At 62.0% G+C, this 17,361-nt stretch carries 11 protein-coding genes; 2 read left to right on the top strand and 9 right to left on the bottom strand.

From position 1 onward, the window contains the following. Nucleotides 1-18: 18 nt before the first annotated feature. On the bottom strand, nucleotides 19-3,522 hold the full coding sequence (locus ABIZ35_RS12000) for a carboxypeptidase-like regulatory domain-containing protein (RefSeq protein ID WP_348220141.1): 3,504 nt from the start codon (nucleotides 3,520-3,522) through the stop codon (nucleotides 19-21). A gap of 2 nt (nucleotides 3,523-3,524) precedes the next feature. Further along, nucleotides 3,525-7,022 carry a carboxypeptidase-like regulatory domain-containing protein gene (locus ABIZ35_RS11995; RefSeq protein WP_348220140.1) on the bottom strand — a complete coding sequence of 1,166 codons (3,498 nt, stop codon included), beginning with the start codon at nucleotides 7,020-7,022 and terminating at the stop codon, nucleotides 3,525-3,527. A 296-nt stretch (nucleotides 7,023-7,318) separates the two neighbouring features. On the opposite strand from ABIZ35_RS11995, the gene ABIZ35_RS11990 reads away from it, so the two are divergent. Beyond that, nucleotides 7,319-10,033 carry a carbohydrate binding domain-containing protein gene (locus ABIZ35_RS11990; protein WP_348220139.1) on the top strand — a complete coding sequence of 905 codons (2,715 nt, stop codon included), beginning with the start codon at nucleotides 7,319-7,321 and terminating at the stop codon, nucleotides 10,031-10,033. 503 nt (nucleotides 10,034-10,536) lie between these two features. Then, nucleotides 10,537-11,853 (top strand): RICIN domain-containing protein, encoded by a 1,317-nt coding sequence (locus ABIZ35_RS11985; protein WP_348220138.1) that lies wholly within the window; start codon nucleotides 10,537-10,539, stop codon nucleotides 11,851-11,853. 93 nt (nucleotides 11,854-11,946) lie between these two features. Here ABIZ35_RS11985 and ABIZ35_RS11980 read toward each other — a convergent pair whose 3' ends face one another. The 7 genes from ABIZ35_RS11980 to ABIZ35_RS11950 all read right to left on the bottom strand — a co-directional run bounded on the left by ABIZ35_RS11980 (nucleotide 11,947) and on the right by ABIZ35_RS11950 (nucleotide 17,342). Continuing rightward, nucleotides 11,947-12,417: a hypothetical protein gene (locus ABIZ35_RS11980; RefSeq protein WP_348220137.1), complete on the bottom strand. Its 471-nt coding sequence runs from the start codon at nucleotides 12,415-12,417 to the stop codon at nucleotides 11,947-11,949. Nucleotides 12,418-12,445: 28 nt separating this feature from the next. Continuing rightward, nucleotides 12,446-14,350: an ankyrin repeat domain-containing protein gene (locus tag ABIZ35_RS11975; protein WP_348220136.1), complete on the bottom strand. Its 1,905-nt coding sequence runs from the start codon at nucleotides 14,348-14,350 to the stop codon at nucleotides 12,446-12,448. Between the two features lie 156 nt (nucleotides 14,351-14,506). Then, nucleotides 14,507-14,941, bottom strand: a complete 435-nt coding sequence (locus ABIZ35_RS11970) for a hypothetical protein (protein WP_348220135.1) — start codon at nucleotides 14,939-14,941, stop codon at nucleotides 14,507-14,509. Between the two features lie 179 nt (nucleotides 14,942-15,120). Continuing rightward, entirely contained in the window at nucleotides 15,121-15,810 is a 690-nt protein-coding gene (locus tag ABIZ35_RS11965) for a type II secretion system protein (protein WP_348220134.1), read from the bottom strand. A 110-nt stretch (nucleotides 15,811-15,920) separates the two neighbouring features. Then, entirely contained in the window at nucleotides 15,921-16,106 is a 186-nt protein-coding gene (locus ABIZ35_RS11960) for a hypothetical protein (RefSeq protein ID WP_348220133.1), read from the bottom strand. Between the two features lie 323 nt (nucleotides 16,107-16,429). Beyond that, a complete protein-coding gene (locus ABIZ35_RS11955) occupies nucleotides 16,430-16,735 on the bottom strand; it encodes a hypothetical protein (protein WP_348220132.1) in 306 nt (101 codons plus the stop codon). A 103-nt stretch (nucleotides 16,736-16,838) separates the two neighbouring features. Next, complete coding sequence (locus tag ABIZ35_RS11950) at nucleotides 16,839-17,342, bottom strand: anthrone oxygenase family protein (RefSeq protein WP_348220131.1); 504 nt, start codon at nucleotides 17,340-17,342, stop codon at nucleotides 16,839-16,841. Nucleotides 17,343-17,361: the final 19 nt, after the last annotated feature.

Raw genomic sequence — 17,361 nt, 5'->3', positions numbered from 1 at the left:
CGCTTGTTTCGTTATCAGTCACGTTTTGAGAAGCGTGAGGCTTACCTCGCGCGCTGTCCCGTCCGTGTATGGCGGAACGGTGAATTCGACATCCTTGCGACTGTCTTCCAGGTGAATGGTCTGTCGCCCCGCTTCTAAGCCTTCCAGATGCAGATCGCCGGCGACGTCCGTGGTGAGCGTCTTCGGCCAGTCAGCGTCGGTGAGCGGTCCCTTCGGGCGCGTGACGGATACTTTCCGATTGGCGAGCGGTTTGCCGTGGCCGTCCGTGAGGTGCAGGATCATGGCCGCGCCGGGCGCGCCGATGTCGAAGTTGAGATCTGGGAGCGGTCCATTGCCGACGGTGATTGTTTTCGTTTCGGAGAGCCAAATTCCGTCGCGGGCCGCCTGGATTTTGTACGTTCCGGGCGTCAATCCTGTCAGGTCAAATGTTCCGTCGGACTGGGCCGTTGTTTTGACCTGGAAGAGCAAGGCGATCTCTCCACGCCCTTGATAGGAAGCCATGAGCGTGAATGACGATGTCAGGCCGTCAATGGATTTGCCGGCGACGGTGACGCGGCCATGGATGGCGGCGGGGGCGGGGAGGGTGATCGCGATGGTCTTGCCGGGTGTGTCGGGGACGATCGATGCGCCGTTTGAGCCCGGCAGCCAGGCGACCAGAACGGGGCGGCTGATCTTGTCGCCGACAGACTGTGTGGGAAAGTCGGGCGAAATATCGTTGTAATCAGGGATGCTGGCGCGGCCCTGCGCGTCCGTGCGGGTAATTTTCAGGGGGCGCCAACTGTTTGGCGCCATGAGCGCCACGCGTGCGCCCCAGGCAGGGGTGACGCCATCGGACAGGAGCACACGCGCGTCCAGCGGCGCCTGAGCGTCTATGGCCTGCGGGGTGAGGTCCGGTTCGTCCGGGTCTGGCGTCAGAACGATGTTCGCGACATGGTCCTGCGAAACCGTGACGGTATTTGTCGGTTCCTTTGTACTGGCCCAGCCGGCGCCGGGCGGCGTTCGATAAAGCTGCAAGACGGTGGGGCCGACCGGCAGCGGCCCGAACAAAAACTCACCTGTTTCGCGCTCATAGTGGAACTGCGCTAACGAATCCCGAACATTCGGCGCCGTGACTGCGTAGTTCTGTGTCTTGCCGGGCGCCGCGATCCGGCCGTGAATATAACCCATCGGCATCGGCCGGAAGGTCACGAGTGTTTCATGGTCCGGCGCTGTGGTGATCATCGTCGGCCGGATATCGGTGACGCCGATCAGCGTGTCGTTGCCCGGAAACGGCTGTCCTGGGCTTCCCACAAACGGCGCCGCCGGCTGTCCTGGGAGAAACGCCGCCACGCGATGGGGGCCAGTCGGAATGTCTGAAAAGATGGCTTCGCCATGTGCGTCCAAACTGGCGGAGTAGGGCTCCGACCCGTAATCGAAATCTACTGCGGCGGATCCGGCGGCGCGCTGCCCCTGCGCATTCTCAAGACGGACTCGGATGCTCCCAGGTTCGCGCCGCGTCGTTCGGATGATCGCGGGGGCTGTCTCCACCAGATCGGGCGACTGGGCGATCAACCCGGCGTCGCCGCTGTATGCGAGTTCGGGCATGTTTCCATTATTCGGATCCGGCAGGTCGGAATAGTGCGCGGAATACAAAACCAGCCCTGATGTCCAGGGCTGAAACGACGCGATCCCGCTGCTGTTCGTATCGATCCGCTCCTGGCCGGCCGGGTTCGCGTGTGGCGGCAGGGCCAGGCTCAGCAGGAGCTGTTTCTTCGCCACGGGCCGCCCGTCCGCCGCGAGCGCCTGAAAGGTGCGCGTGGCGAGGGGATCGTGCAGCGTGAGCGAAAACCGGCGCGGCGCTCCCACGGCGACAGCCACGCCTTCCGCAAGCACGAATTCGCGCGGTAAGTTCCGGTCCAACGATGCTTGACGGGTTCCGTCCGCAGGACGGACAATTGCTGATATCGTCCAGGCGCCGGGAGCGATGTCCGTAAATCGGGCGTCACCGTTTGCGTCGGTGACCATTGCCGGCGTCACCGCGTCGCCTGCGGGGTCATTTGGCGTGTCGCTCCACATCATGGTGAAGTAGTCTGCACGTCCCGGCATTGTCAGCGTGACGCCCACGCCAGCGGCTGGCGCTCCGTGGCGCAGGACGTGGACGGTGAGCTCGGTATGGCCCGTCGGGAGGACTAGATCGCGCTCAAAGCGCGGCTTGGCTTTGGGAAACAGTATGGCGCTTCGGATGGCGGCCTCGTGAGACGCGTCTGGATAATTGCGCGCTGCGGCGATGGCTGCGGGAAAGCCCGGCTTTTTGGCGACAACGGTGACGTAGGTCCATCCCTGCGCGCCCTCGCTCTCGATCCGATAGGCGCCATTGGCGTCGGTTTTCGTTGCGAGCATCGGCAGACGGTCCCCCAGAGGACGAAAGTTGGCGTATTGGGGTATGGACACACGCGCGTAAACATCGATTCCCGCCGCCGGCTTTCCATCGGCGTCCATTACATGCCCGGTCACGAAGCTGTGCTCGGGCGTCGCTGGCCGCTGCGAGTAGATCCTCGGAGTGCTCTGGCGGATCAGCGTGACGCCCCGTCGATCCTCGCCCGGCTTCAGGGTCGCATTCACCCGCGCGCTCCCGCCATCCGGCGTGGATGCGACAAGCGTGTTGCCGCCGGGAAGGAGGTCCGTCAGCGTAAATGTCCCGTCGGGCCCGGTCGTTGTCTCCGGCTGATACCAGCGCCAGTTCTCGGCATAGACCGTCATACCCGGCGCCGCCAACGGCGCTTCGATCTTGCCGGACACCCGCGCGAACGCCGCCAGTCGTGGCAGCGTGCGCTCCACATCCTGACCGGGCAGCACGAGCAGCGAACCTGTCCAGCCGACCCCAGTCCCCGGAACCACCACCTGAAATCGTGTTTCGCCAGGAAAACATCGCAACCGAAGCCGGCCCTGTTCGTCTGTTCGGCCCTGATATACCAGAGCCCCCGACACACCCGCCCATTTTGACACAGCCACGGACACCGGATGGTTGGCCACGATTGCGCCATCCGGACCGCGCAGCTTCAAAGTGACTGTCCCCGGCGTCGGCGCCACGACCGACAGAATCGGCTCCGTCCCGTCATGTGTCACATGCGTGACGCATAGACGTGTCGCCTGCTCCAGCATCCGATGAAGTTCGTAGACGCGATCCGACGGAGCCTGATGCGTGATCGGCGTCACGGTCCAGTCGCGTGCGTCCGACGCCAGCGCATAGCAGCTCATTCCATCGTATGGCTGCTGAAACACCTGCGAATCCTGACCGGTCTCATCCCATGTAAAGCGTCCCTGATCGTCCGTCGTCACGGTATCCGCCGGCGTCACCTGCTGCCCGCCCTGGGTCGGCGGCAGCGCTTTCATATACAGTGTCGCCCGCGCCAGCGGCTTGCCGTCCGCCGTCGTCGCGACGCCATGGATCACATGAGGCGCCCCGGGAGTCTGCGCGTTCGCCGGCGCGAGGAGCGCGCTCGTCAAGACCATCGCCGAGCCTATGAGGTTTCGATAATACATTCTTAAATTTTCTCTTTCGCGAATTTTCCGGGAACGAGAACCGTCACGTCGCGCGCCGGATCGCCGGCTTCAAACGCCGGTACGAGGAAGGGTTTGCTCAGCGGGCTTTTGCCTTTGCCGTCGCCAGCGCCTATTTGATGCGGCCCGGCCTCCAGCCCTTCTAAACGCACGTCCCCGGCGCTGTCCACCGGGAACGTGTCCGGCCAGAGCAGGTCTGTCAGTGGTCCGGCGGGGCGCGCGACATGGATCGATTTGCCGATGAAAGGTTTGCCCTTCGCGTCCCGCACATGGACGATCGTCACGACTCCGGGCGGCGCGATGTCGAGTGTGAGGTCGGGGAGGGGGGAGGCGCCGACGGTGATGGTCTGTGTCTCCGAAAGCCAAATCCCGTCGCGGGCGGCCTGAATGCGATACATTCCGGGCGTGAGGCCGGCAAGATCGAAGGAGCCGTCGGCCTGGGCGGTGACATCGAAACTGAGCGGCGCGTTCAATTTGCCTCTGCCCTGATAGGCGGCCATGATACGGAACGAGGAGGGGAGGCCCTTCACGGACTTTTTGCCCGCCGTCACGCGCCCGTGGATCGAGACGGGCGCCGGCAGGACGAGCGATTTTGTTTCGCCGGGTGTGTACGGCGTGATCGAAGCGCCGTACGATCCGGGCAGCCACGCGACTACCACCGGCTGTGTGGGACTGCCGGGAGGAACGGGAGTGGGCGTATCGAACGACATCCACTCCTGCCGGTCCGTGATGCGCCCGCTGGCGTCGGTTCGGCCTGCAAAGATCGCATTTTGGGCGGGCGGCGTGTACACGGCGACGCGCGCTCCCCAGGCCGGCGTGATCCCGTCCGGCAGAAACACGCGGTCGTCGAGCCGCCACAGCGGCTCCGTGAGGCTGGGCGCGGGGGAAGCCGGCGGCGGGTAGGGGGCCGGTTCGAGGATGAGCTGGGTGACTTTGCCCGGCGTGACGTCCACCGTCTGGTAACGGTCGGCGCCGGCGTTGTTCTCCATGTCTTTGGTGATCCGCCGCACCAGCAGCGTTGTCTTTCCACGCGCGAACGGTCCCGCGACAAACTCGCCCGTATGGGCATCAAAGTGAATACTCTCGATGTTCGGAGGATAGAAGAACGGCAGCAGTACCCGGTAATTTTTAAGGTCGTCCACGCCCGTGAGCCGGCCCCGGACATACCCAAGCTGATCCGGCCTCATTGTGGCGACTGTTTCCTTGCCGGACACAACGGCCACCACCCGAGACATCAGCATTCGGGTTTCGGCGAGGGCGGCGTCCGTAGGAAATGGCCCCCCTTCGGCCCCGAGCGAAATCGGGGTTTGCGGCCGGGGCCAATCGGTTTGGATGGTATAGTCGCCGGAAGGCAGATCGGAAAAGACCGCTTCGCCGGCGCTGTCGATCGACGCGGCGTATCGTGTGTTGGGTGTTGGGCCGACGACCACGGCGGAGCCGGAAGCCGGCCACCCCATGGAGTCACGCAGCCGCACGCGCAGGCGCCCGGATCGCTTCCGAACCATACGCACATCCGGCGGCGCGTAATGGAAGAGGGCGGGCGACACGGCGCAGTAGGTCACGCCTTCGTAAAGCGGTTCCGTCGTGTTGGAAAGGCCATCCTGAGGCAGGTCTCGAAAACGCGTTGTCACGCGCCAGAGGCCCGTTTGCGGCAGCGTGAGGGAGGCTTTGCCATTGCGTTCCAGCCCCAAGCTGGTATTCGATCGAGCGAGACCGGAGGTCAGCTCAAAGTCGAAGGAGATGGGTGACGACGCCGGCGGAACACCATTCGATCCCAGGACGCGCAGCCGCGTGTCCGGCATGGCGGCGCCAACGTTCACGGAGAAAAAGCGCGCCCGCGCGCCGCCGACCGCCGCCCCGATCGCGCCGCCCGTCAGCGGCTTGGGGTAACCTCCCGTCGCGGCGGTATCCGTACCAGTGGCCGCGATATTCCACAGGCCAGGCTCCAGGTTCTCAAAGCGCGCTTCGCCTTGAGAGTTCGTCTTCGTGCTTGGCGCCAGCAGCGCGGTCAGAGCGGCAGCGCCGTCACCTGTGGAGTTGTCGGAAAAGAACGGCGAAACGGCAAATTGCGGTCGAATTTGCACGAGCGCGCCCGGCAATGGTTTGGACCCATGGAGCACGCGCACGATCATTTCTCCAGAGCTGTCCGGGATGACCAAATCCCCCTGGTATCGGCTGGCTCTTTCGCCGGGAAGCGCACTCCCCGCGACCGCTTCCGTGGAAGTCCGGGCCAGCGGCCGGCCGGGCTGGACGGCGTACAGTGTGAGCGCGTCGTAATTGCGCTCGCTGGGCAGATTGGCGATGGTAAATCCGCCCGCCGCGTCTGTCTTCGCCGTGAAAACCTTCTGCGCGCCGCCATGCCCGTCGAAATAGGCGTAAACTGCGTAGACCTGGACGTCACTCATCGGGCGCCCCGCCGTATCCGCCACATGGCCGCTGACGGAGGGAGGGACGCTGCTGGGCTTAACCACCACAAAAGGATCGGGCTGGGATGCACGGGATTCGATCCGCGCGTTCAGAATCTCCTCGCCGGGTCGGACGGAAATTTCCCGCAGCAGCGCCTCACCCTTGCCGCCGGAAACGCTCAAATAATACCGGCCGGGCAGCGTGTCCCGGAGCGTAAAGCGTCCGGTGGGGTCAGCGGCGACTTTGGGCGCGCGCCATTGAAACTCCCCAAGTCCATAACGTCCTGGCTGAACCGTCGCGCCCGGAGCAATCAGAGAGGCATCGACGGTCCCTGAAATCTGAGCGAAGCGGGCCAGGGGAGGGATCGCCGGGGCGGCGGCATGGCTGGGATGCGCCTCAAAGTATCCGGTCGAGCCGAATCCGGCGCCCGGGGCAGCGATCAGCATCCGCAGCAAGCCCGGGTAAGCGCGCATTTGCAGGCGCCCCCGCGCATCGGTTACACCGTAATGGACGAATGAGCCTGAATAACTCCACGGATCCGCAAGAACCACTTCGGCCTTGTGGTTCGCGAGTGGCTTGCCATCAGGCCCTCGCAGCGCAAGCGACACCAGCGCCATGTCCGGGGCCACGACCGAGAGCGCCGCCCCGTTCGCGCTCCACGTCGTCTTACAAAGCCGCGTGACGCGCTCCATCATCGACCGCGTATAGAAATCCGCGCTGTCCGCTGAGGACAATACCGCTGCGGCCTTCCAGGAGCGCATGTCGTCCGGCAGCGCGTAACAGTTCGGTCCGGACTGTCCAGGAACCGCGAAAAGCCCCGCCGCCGCTGGAACGCGCCATATGAACTTCCCCTGGTCATCCGTCACCACCACCGGCGGCCCGTCCGTCATGCCTGCATATTCGCTGGGCGTCAGTCCAAAAAGATACAGCCGCGCCCTCGCCAGCGGCTTGCCGTTCGCCGTGACAGCCGCGCCATGGATCACATGAACCGGCCGCATCTCCTGCGCATCGGCAGACGGCGCAATAACCACGCTCGCCAGCGCAACTGCCGCGATCCAATAATATCGATGATGCATCTCGCTTCTCTCTCGTTCCCCCGCTATGCCGCACATGCGTTAAGACCCGCGCTTCATGAAATACTTCGAGAGTTGGGAGGGAGAAAAGTTTCAGTTTTCAACGAATGTTCTGATTTTGCCCTCATCCGGATTCGTCCCCCGGCCTCCAATCCTGGGGGAGGAGAAGATGCCCCCCGGCCCCCATAAGGGGTGTCGGCCATAAAATCGATTGCGTGGCAGGGGGGGCGAATCCGGGACAAAGCAGGATTCTCAATCGATTCCACGAACCATAGGGCAAGCAACCCAGGAGTACCACAATGAAGTTATCCGCCACTCTTCTGACCCTCACCGCTCTTCCTATTCTTGCCGCCGGCCCCACACTCGCGGCCGATCCATCCCCCATGTTTCCCTTCGTTCTCCCCTGGGACGACGCTACCCACGGCGTTATCACCGATGTGTCGTTTTTGAACGATGGGCCGGCGGGAGCGCATGGCAAAATCGTGGCGAAAAACGGGCATTTTGTGGAGTCCAAGACGGGAAAACGGATTAAGTTTTTGGCGACGAACTTTGTGGCGAAGGGCGCGTTTCCGTCGCATGCGGACGCGGAGAAGGTGGCGCGGCGCGTGGCGAAGCTGGGGATTAATTTAGTTCGCTTCCATCATATGGACAACAGCGACTGGGGGCAGGAGTCGAGTATTTGGGATTACAATGTTACAGATCGGCGACATATCAGCGCGTCGCAGCTGGACAAATTGGATTATCTGATCGCGCAGCTGAAGAAGAACGGCGTGTATGTGAATTTGAATTTGCATGTCAGCCGGAAGTTTTCGGAAGCCGATGGGTTTCCGGCGAGCGTGTCGCAGATAACCTTCGGGTTTGATAAGCGGGTGGATGAGTTTGACCGGACCATGATCGCGCGGCAGAAAGAATACGCGCACGATTTGCTGACGCATGTGAACCCGTATACGAAGCTGTCGTATGTGAAGGATCCAGCCGTCGCGGTGGTTGAGATCAACAACGAGAACTCGCTCGTCGGCGATCCGTGGGCGACGCTGGGCGCGGACTTAGACACGCTGCCTGATCCCTTTAAGAGTGAGCTGACGGAATTTTGGAACGCGTGGCTGGCGAAGAAGTATGGGACGGATGAGAAACTCAAGGCGGCGTGGCTTGCGGGCGTGACGCCCGTCGGCTTTGGACTGCTGACCCTGGCCTCGGAATGGTCGTACGAACATCAAGGGGCGTCGCAGGCGGATTTCGGTCCCACGAACGAAGGCGCGTTCAACCCTCCGGGAACGTTTGACGGTCCCGCGCCGCGCGAAGCGCAGGCGATTAAGGCCGAGGTACGCGCGGTCGATGGCGTCGATTGGCATGTGCAGGCGCATATGACGGGGCTCGATCTGGCTAACGGCGGGACTTACACTGTGACCTTCCGGGCGAAATCCGACGCGGCGCGCACCGTGCCCGTGGCGGCGTCGCTGGATCAGGACGATTGGCGCAATGTGGGGCTGGGCGCGAACGCGGCGCTGACGACCGAGTGGAAGACGTTCCGTTATGTGTTTACCGCCCATGACGCCGTGGCGAAGCATGTTCGCCTCGCCTTCACGCTGGGCGGCCAGACGGGGACGGTCTGGATCGCGGGCCTGCAAATCCACTCTGGCGCAGACGGCGCCGGCTTACAGCCGGGGGAATCGCTCGCGGCGAAGAACATCGCTATTCCCTCGTCCGCCCTGAAAGCGCAGCACGATGACTGGATCGCCTTTCTCGCCGACACCGAACGCGCCTACGCCAATGAGATGCGCGCCTACCTCAAGCGCGATCTGGGAGTGCAGGCGAATATTATCTGCTCGCAGATGGGATACGGCGGGCTGACCAGCATCGGCCGCGAGGCGGCGATGGATTTCGCGGACAACCACGCCTACTGGCAGCACCCCAGCTTCCCGCACAAACCGTGGGATTCGGTCGATTGGAACATCGGCAACACCCCGATGGCCGCCGACCTCGCCGCCGGCAAGGATGGGACCCTCCTGGGCCTCGCCCGCTACCGTGTCGCCGGCAAGCCGTACTCCATCTCCGAATACAACCATGCTGCGCCCAATGATTTCCGGGCCGAGACGCTCCCCGAACTCGCCACCTTCGCCGCCTCGCAAGATTGGGACATGATCTATCTGTTCGACTACGGCGACTACGGGACCGGCGCCCCGAACGATAAGATCGGCGGCTTCTTCGGCATCGGCTCCGACCCCGCGAAAACCGCCTTCCTGCCCGCCGCCGCGATGATTTTTCGGGCGGGAACGTTTCTCCCGTCGGCCTCCGCCACCACGATCCCGATCCCCGCGCGGCTTCTGCATACCGCGAGCATTGAGAGCGTGTGGCGCGATCCCAGCCTCAAGTTCCATCCAAAAGACCCGCTCAACGAGCGTTTAGCCATCGCGCCCGGAGCCGCCGCCGTGCGCCGGGAGAAACCCGTCACGCCCGCTGCCGCCAGAGGCAAGGCGCGCTGGGTTCGCTCATCCTTCATCACCGCCTTGGCGACTAACTCCCAGTACGTCGCCGACAGCCCCGGCGCGCAGGCGTTCGCCGGATACTACGGCGGCCACGCGATCGATCTCAACAGCGTCTTCTGGACAAACTCCATCCACGGCAAGCGTCCCGCTGGGTCCGAGTCCCAGGTGACGCTCCAATTCCCGACCTTCGGCAATAACTTCGCCGCCGGAACCCTCACCGCCATGGACGGCAAACCCGTCAGCTCTTCTCATAAACTGCTCCTCACCCTCGTCGGCAAAGTCGAGAACCAGGAGATGGGCTGGAACGCCGACCGCACCAGCGTCGGCAATCAATGGGGCCACGGCCCCACCATCGCCGAAGGCGTCCCCGCCACCATCACCATGACCCCCTCCGCCGCCCGGCGCGTCTGGGCGCTCGACGCCACCGGCAAACGCCGCACGCCCGTCCCTGCCACCTACAAAAACGGCGCGCTGACCTTCACGGTCGGCGCTCGGTACAAGACGGTTTGGTATGAGATCGGGCAGTAGGGGAGGCGGCAATGAAGCAAGACGTTGTCGCTTCCTGTTAAGCACATTCGGGGCTGTCATCGCGCCCCAGATATGAAATCCGTGTTGGCAATCGTTCCCCGGTTATAAAAACCGAGTCTGTGAAGTCGCTTCGCGACTAATTGTCCGTGCCGGACAAACAAACGATGGATTATCGACCACAAATATTTGTTCGTCCGGCACGGACGGTTAGCGTTTCGCTTCCCAGACCCGGATTTCATATCCGGGGGACGACGGCTGCGATTCTTATTTGGATTTTATTAGGTTTTTCTATGGATTTTGCGTATACGTATGATCTTGACACAATGGAGGTTCTTTGATATAATCGGAACGGTTCGAGCTAAAGAGTTTGTTTGTGTGGCTTTTGTTTGGATTTGTTGGTTTTGGTGACATTTGCCATCCAGTAGCGTCTTTAGACGGATCCGCGTCCACAAAGGGCGCAGTCTCATTTTTCGGCGACGGAGAGAAAAGGAGATATGCAGGGCATGAATACTCAGTTAGATTGCAATAGAAGCAATACCATTCTTAGGAAACGCCGAAGCTATCGCATTGCACGGACGGCGGCGCTGGCTGCGTCCGCACTGGCGCTGCTGGGGATGGGGCAAACCTCTCACGCGCAGGCGCCCGGCGGCATGGGCCTGGTCTGGGCGGATGAGTTCTCCGACGCGCGGCTCGGGGCGACTCCCGCCGGCGTCTACTGGAACTACGATACCGGCGGCGGCGGCTGGGGCAACAACGAACTGCAAAACTACACCAGCAACGCGGACAACGCGCATGAGGTCTTTGACGGCTCGGGGACGGACAGCTCGGTCATGCAGATCAAAGCGACGAACTCCGGGGGAACCTGGTACTCGGCGCGTTTGAAGACTGCCGGGAAAGTCTCCATGGGACCTTATGGCTATTACGAGGCGCGCTGCAAATTCCCCAACGGCGGCAAGGGCTACTGGCCCGCGTTCTGGTTCCTGGGCAACAACATCGGCTCGGTCGGCTGGCCCACCTGCGGCGAGATCGATGTCGCCGAGGAGATCAACGGCCAGTGGGAAAACCACCAGAGCCTGCACATGCCCGGCTGGGATCCGACCTTGCAGACCACGCCCAACAGCTCCACCACGACATATCATAACTACGGCGTGAACTGGCAGCCCGGCTACTGCGCCTTCTACGTCGACGGCGCCTTCACCGGCCAGTTCAACCAGGGCGGTGGCGGCAACTGGGTCTTTAACAACCAGACCATGTACATGCTGCTCAACCTTGCCGTGGGCGGTAACTGGCCCGGCAACCCGGACGGCAGCACGGCGGGCACGGCCTACTTCAACGTGGACTACGTGCGCCAGTATCAGAACGGCGCGCCGGCCATCCAGGACGGCGTCTACGAAATATCCGCCTCCACCACCGGCAACACGCTCGACTGCTGGCAGGCGGGAAGCGGGAACGGTACGGTGATCAAAATCGACACGTACCATCAGGGAAACAACCAGCTGTGGCAGGTGACGAACCTGAACAACGGTTACTACTCCATCCGAACCGTCAACGGCGGACGCAGTCTGGACTGTACTGGCTGCAGCCCGAACGATGGAACACAGATCGAGCTCTGGGACTGGAACGGCGCGGCCTGCCAGCAGTGGCAGATCTCGCAAACCTCCGGAGGCCGCTTCGTGATCGCCACGGCGGGGACCAAAAGCAACGGCCAGCACGATGTCCTCGACGGCTCCGGATGCTCCGGCGCCGCCGGCGCCAACGTCCTGCTCTGGAGCTGGGGCGGCGGCGGCTGCCAGCAGACCTGGGACTTCATTCGCAGATAATCGTGCGTTCGATGGAAGCTCTCGCTGGGCTTTCGTTCTCAGCGTCCGCGCCATCAGTTGCCCCCGGCCCTGTAGGGGCCGGGGGCATCCAAATCAGTGTGTTTCGGAGAATTGGCGCCGCCCGCGCCCGGCGCGCTCCCGCAGCAGCACCAGGCCCGCACCCAGCAAGATGGGAAAGAGGGTGTCCGCCTGCCACTGAAGATAGGAGACAAGCGTATGGGGATGCAATGAGGAGTGAAATGCGATTTCTAACGGCAGCTCAATCGTGTATCCGAACAGGAGCCCGACTATGAAATACGATTTTGCCTTCTCTGAGTAAGTGGAGGCCCAGGCGAGCGCCGGAATCATTTCGAGAATGCGAATGGCGGCCAATTCTGTTCCCGGCTTGTGCGTATGCATTCGCAGAAAGACGATCGGCGCTATGAATACAAGCAGGCAAAACGTGCGCATCGCCCATCTTCGACACCGCCGCGGATCGCCGGCGCCGGCGTCCGGGTCGTAAAAGAAGGCCTGGAATCCCTTGCCGAACGAGGCGCTTGCTCGCGCCGATGCTAAGTGTTTCATCGTGAATTATCCGTTCCCGTTTCGAGGTTCAGTCTCTTTGCTGCTCGCTTGCGCCCGCCGCGCGCAGGAGATCGACCATGGTCGTGTCGCCGCTGATGTCCGCGAGACGGATCGCCATCGCCAGCGGCGTTTCGCGCTTGAGGCCCTGGTTCTCGGTATTTGCGCCGGCGTCCAGGAGCGCCTGGGCGGCGGCGGCGCGGGATTTCAGCACTGCGAACATGAGCGCTGTCCTGCCTCCGCCGCCGTTCTCATCGAGATCGTTGACGACCTCCGTGTCTGCGCCCCCCGCAGCCAGCATACCGATGGTTTCTTCGTTTCCGAAGAGAGCGGCCAACATCAGGGCGGTCACACCCTGATTGTTCCGATGATTGACGCTGGCCCCGGCTTCAATCAATACGCGCACGCACTCGTCCGTCCCGCGCTGTGCGGCGACCATCAGCGGCGTGAAGCCGAGGTGATTTTTGCGGTCGATCTCGGCGCCGGCCGCGAGGAGCATCCGAGCGAAATCGGGGCTGCTATGGCAGCGGTGCAGCGCGACGCCCTCGGTGATATTGGCGGCGTTCACATCCGCGCCGCGATCGATCAGCAGTCGTCCGATGTCGATCCGATCGCAATACGCCGCGCGCATCAGCGCTGTTTCGTCGCGAAGGGACTGAGCATCAACGGGGACGCCAAGCTCCAGCATTCGCGTCACGACCCCAATCCCGCACGATCCGGCTGCGTTCCAGAACACCTGCGCCATCTCGTCGCTTTGTGGATCGGGCGCCTGCTCCAGCAATTCCATCATCTGATCATTGTCACCCATTTGTGCGGCTTCGATGAGTCCGACGGCGGCGCCGGCCTCTGTCAGCGCATCGATAGCCGCCTGATGGTTTCGTCCGCCCGCCGCAATTTCCAGGGCCGTGCGCCCGGAAGCATCGCGCAGATTGAGATCGGAGCCATGGCGAATAAGCATCTGGATAATCTCAAGATTTCCGCTCATCGCCGCCCGCATCAGCGGTGTGGTTCCGGGCCTCCCAGTTTCCTGAGGAACGTGCCGGTAACGAACGCGGCAGTCGACATTGGCGCCGGCGTCCAGTAGGATTTCGGCAATCTCCAGGCCGCGCGGATTTCTCGGAGATACTGCGGAGTGCAGCGCCGTCTGCCCAGCGCCGTCCAAAGCTTCCTTATCCGCGCCGCGAGCGAGCAATATCCGGACCAGTTCTGGGTCAGGGCGGCGCACGGCGAGGATCAGCGGCGTCAGGGAGCCTCGCGCCGCGAGCGCATTCACATCCGCGCCATGCTCCAGCAGCAGCGCCACCGTTTCGGGGTTCCCGAACTGAACGGACGCAAAAAAAGCGTGCGTGACTGTGGCGTTCGATGGGGGCGGTACGCCCTCCAGCATTTCCTGGAGCTTATCTGTGTCGCCCAGCAGCGCGGCTTCGGAAAAGCCGACCGGGGCGCCCGCTTCCAGAAGCGCCTCGATCACCTGCGCGCGTCCGTAAGCGGCGGCCATCTGAAGCGCCGTTTTACCATCTCTGTCCCGCAAATCAAGTCTGGCGTGATGGCGAAGGAGCAGTCGCACGATCTCCAAGTTTCCTGCGCTCGCCGCCTGCATCAGCGCGGTGCGTTCGGTGTGGAAACCGTAGTCCTCACGAGAAACCGCGTCGACATTTGCGCCGGCGGCAATCAGCCTTTCGGCAATCGCGATATCTTTGGCATAAGATAGGGGAGGAGCAATCCCCTCTGGCGGCGCCGCGTTCGCGCCCGCCGCAAGAAGCAGTTCGATCATCTCCCGTCGGTTGTGCGATGCGGCGTGCGCCAGCGGCAGATGTCCCATGTGGTCGGGGACATTCGGATCGACGCCCTGCGCCAGCATCCGGCGCAGCTCGGAATAATCACCCGTATGCGCGGCAAAAAAGGGCGTACTGCCCCAGGGATTGTTTGGTTTCATCAGTAGTTAAGCGGCGGAGTGTCCAATCGAATGTATGACTGTATGGCCAGTCGTGTCAGTACAATTAGCGCCAGCAGAGACGCAGCGTTATCGCCGCCTTTGCCGAGAGCGGCGTTTGCTCCTGCCGCGAAAAGCGCATCCATGCTACGCTATGTCTTAATGATGACCGAACAAGTGCGTCATTCGGATAGCAGTCGATGCAAGGGGGCCTAATATTATCAGTGCGGCTATCCCAAACGCGACGCCTTGCCCCAGTGGGTGGCGTCGAGCGGCGATCCCGAGACCCAGAGCAAAGCTTAACAAGATCGAAATCGGCAGCATCAGCGCTGTGCCCCATTTGCCATGTGATAGTATCGCCATTGTGACGCCGCCGATACTGCACGCCGCGAAGAAAAGCGCCAGTAAGGCGATCGCAAATTCGCGTGAGGGATTGACGGGATCACGCCGCTGTTCTTCCTCCGCGAACCGAAGCAGGCGCAGGGAGAGCGATCGACCTGTAACGATGCTGATCGTAAAGACCATCAGCCGGATATCGCTGCGGGCGAGCGTCAGGAAAATGGCAAGAATGATCGCCACTTGAATGACCCACATTTGCAGTGGGTTTGCCTGATCATAATTTCGTATTCGTTCTGCAAGAGAAAAACTTTTCGTCACCAATCGTAACTCCAGCCGACAGACAAAATCGAGCGTGCTAGTCGCCTTGTGGTGGGCGAACCATCAATGGGCCTCATCGCGTGTTCGTTATTTTACGTCTCCGCGCGCCCCAATATTCAATTGGGCGGGTTCAGCGTGAGGCTCCAGGTCTGATCGAGGCAGTCGCGCGTCATGCTTGTCATGTGGCTGTCGCCCATCAGGACATTGTAGCGATCGTTTGACCGGTCGCCGTGCCAGCTGCCGATGTTGTCGAACAGCACGTTGATCTCCGAAAGGCCATGCGCGGTGTACGGCGGAAGTGGTTCGTAGGCGGCCGTCTCGGAGATCGACTTTCGCTTCAGGCCGAGTTCCGTGCGATAGGAGTAACTGATGCCGAACTGCTCGTAATAGGACGGCCTTGCCGAGAGGGGAATGGCTCCCATTCCGGCGTCCACGAAATCGCCGCCGCTGTCGGAAGGGCAGCGCCAGATCTCCTTGGATTTGATGTAAGGCGACAGCAAGTCCGTCAGCGCCGGCATCTGCTGCACGTCGTTCCCGAAATCGCCGCCCTCCGCCGTATTCCAGATGCTCGTGTTCTTATCGACGGCGTCGCCGCCATGCGGGAAGTACTGGTCGTTGTCGTCGGAATAAAGCGTAAACGCCACGCCCAGCTGGCGCAGGTTGGAAGCGCAGGCGCTCTGCCGCGCCTTCGCCCGCGAGGACGCGAACGCCGGGAAGATCAGCGCCGCCAAAATACAGACGATCGCGATCACCACCAGCAGCTCGATCAGCGTGAAACCCCGTTGACTGCGATTATCAGGATGCATTCCGCCCCAGCCCTCCGATGTCTGTACGACAAGTCATAAAATGGAAAATTGCGCATAAGGTTGCGCAGTGCGTCACGAGCCTATGCTTTCTATTTCCAATTGGTTCGCCCCTATACTTTGGTGATGAAAGCCGCACGCTGCGCGTCCTCTTGATCGATCCTGAGCTGCCATCGGGCTGCGATCACGACGCTCGGCGCCATCAAGAGCGCCGCAATCGCGGCTGTCTCCCAGGCGCGCGTCGAATGAGTCATGTGCAGGACCAGGGCGAGCAGATGAACGATTGCATAGGCAGACACTGCAAAGCCCATCCACACAAATAGGACAAGTATGTGAAGAGTAAGCGGCCTTTTTGCCATCCAAGGCATCGCCACAGCCATCCCCAATGAGAACCCCAATCGCGCCGGCTCAATCGGATGACGCCACTGGTTGGCGAGAAAGAGTTCCGACCCAACAAATAAAACAGCTAAAAGGATCGATCTCACGATCCACTTCACTGCCGCGGCCCGTTTTGTGTCCGATGGCTTCAAAATTAAGGTCATTCGTTTTTACTCAAGATATTATCATCTGACGATGAATGTGACCCGAAATGGCTCAGAAAGTTGCGCACAAAAGCTCTGTCCTAATCGCCGTCGAACTTGAGATAATATCCGGGCTGGCTCGCGCACTTCTCCGCGAGCTTTTCGACACGCGCCAGGAAGTCGCGGTCGTCGGGCGTCTCGGCGTTTTCCATCAGGCGGCGCCATTCGATCAGAAGCTCGGGCATCTGGTCGTGGGAGAAAAAGGTGAAGTCGCCGGGGTCCATCGCCGAAAGCAATGGATAATCGGGGTCGCTGTAGGGGATCAGGTCGCGGGTGGCTTCCCGGGGAAAAACGACGGTTTCGAGGCGGCCGTGGTCCTGAGTGTGCAGGGAAATATCGACGGGCATGACGCTTGGCTCCTTTGGTGCGAGCGGAGCCAGAGGCTCCAGCCATAGTATGGCATGGAGCCGGCGGGATGTCATGGTTTTTAGAGGGCGGGTGGGGCGAATCTCATGCGTTTTGCTTCGGCGCCAAACAAGCGGCGATTGCGAGGGTGACGGCGGCGACGGCGGAGATCGTGCGGACGGTGTTGAGCGCGTTCCAGGGGGATTCAAACCTCACACGCTGTGCGGCGATCTCGTGGGCGGTGGCCGTGTGCAGCGGAAAGCTGTTCAGGGCTTCGTTGAGCGGGATGTTACCCGCGACTGACACGCCGATGACGCCGACGGCGTAGGCGACCGCTGCGGCGGCTAGCAGCCAGAACCGGGGGCCAGGCGCGGGGGCGTACTGCATCGCGGCGGCGATCGGCAGGAGAAAAAGCGCGCCGAAGAAGCCGGCGAAGAAGACCGGGTTCTGGATCGCGATGTTGATAGATTGCATCGCTCCCAAATACTCTGCATCAGGAAGCCGCCCCAGTCCCGCCGTGATTGAACACGACCAGGCGTAAAATAAGCCCGCCATCAGCGACGCGGAGATGGCCGCGCAGACCAGAACAATGTTCTCCAATGTGATCATCTTGCCGCTCCCTTTTGCG

It is taken from the genome of Capsulimonas sp. (assembly GCF_039929585.1).
Taxonomy (GTDB): domain Bacteria; phylum Armatimonadota; class Armatimonadia; order Armatimonadales; family Capsulimonadaceae; genus Capsulimonas.
The sequence above is the reverse complement of the archived record's forward strand: the minus strand, read 5'-3'. Positions and strand labels throughout refer to the sequence as shown.

What these genes read in the sequence shown, in the direction of transcription:
- ABIZ35_RS11985 (WP_348220138.1), top strand. Translation starts at nt 10,537, where the DNA reads ATGAATACTCAGTTAGATTGCAATAGAAGCAATACCATTCTTAGGAAA.
- ABIZ35_RS11980 (WP_348220137.1), bottom strand. Translation starts at nt 12,417, where the DNA reads ATGAAACACTTAGCATCGGCGCGAGCAAGCGCCTCGTTCGGCAAGGGA.
- ABIZ35_RS11965 (WP_348220134.1), bottom strand. Translation starts at nt 15,810, where the DNA reads ATGCATCCTGATAATCGCAGTCAACGGGGTTTCACGCTGATCGAGCTG.
- ABIZ35_RS11975 (WP_348220136.1), bottom strand. Translation starts at nt 14,350, where the DNA reads ATGAAACCAAACAATCCCTGGGGCAGTACGCCCTTTTTTGCCGCGCAT.
- ABIZ35_RS11970 (WP_348220135.1), bottom strand. Translation starts at nt 14,941, where the DNA reads ATGTGGGTCATTCAAGTGGCGATCATTCTTGCCATTTTCCTGACGCTC.
- ABIZ35_RS12000 (WP_348220141.1), bottom strand. Translation starts at nt 3,522, where the DNA reads ATGTATTATCGAAACCTCATAGGCTCGGCGATGGTCTTGACGAGCGCG.
- ABIZ35_RS11950 (WP_348220131.1), bottom strand. Translation starts at nt 17,342, where the DNA reads ATGATCACATTGGAGAACATTGTTCTGGTCTGCGCGGCCATCTCCGCG.
- ABIZ35_RS11995 (WP_348220140.1), bottom strand. Translation starts at nt 7,022, where the DNA reads ATGCATCATCGATATTATTGGATCGCGGCAGTTGCGCTGGCGAGCGTG.
- ABIZ35_RS11990 (WP_348220139.1), top strand. Translation starts at nt 7,319, where the DNA reads ATGAAGTTATCCGCCACTCTTCTGACCCTCACCGCTCTTCCTATTCTT.
- ABIZ35_RS11955 (WP_348220132.1), bottom strand. Translation starts at nt 16,735, where the DNA reads ATGCCCGTCGATATTTCCCTGCACACTCAGGACCACGGCCGCCTCGAA.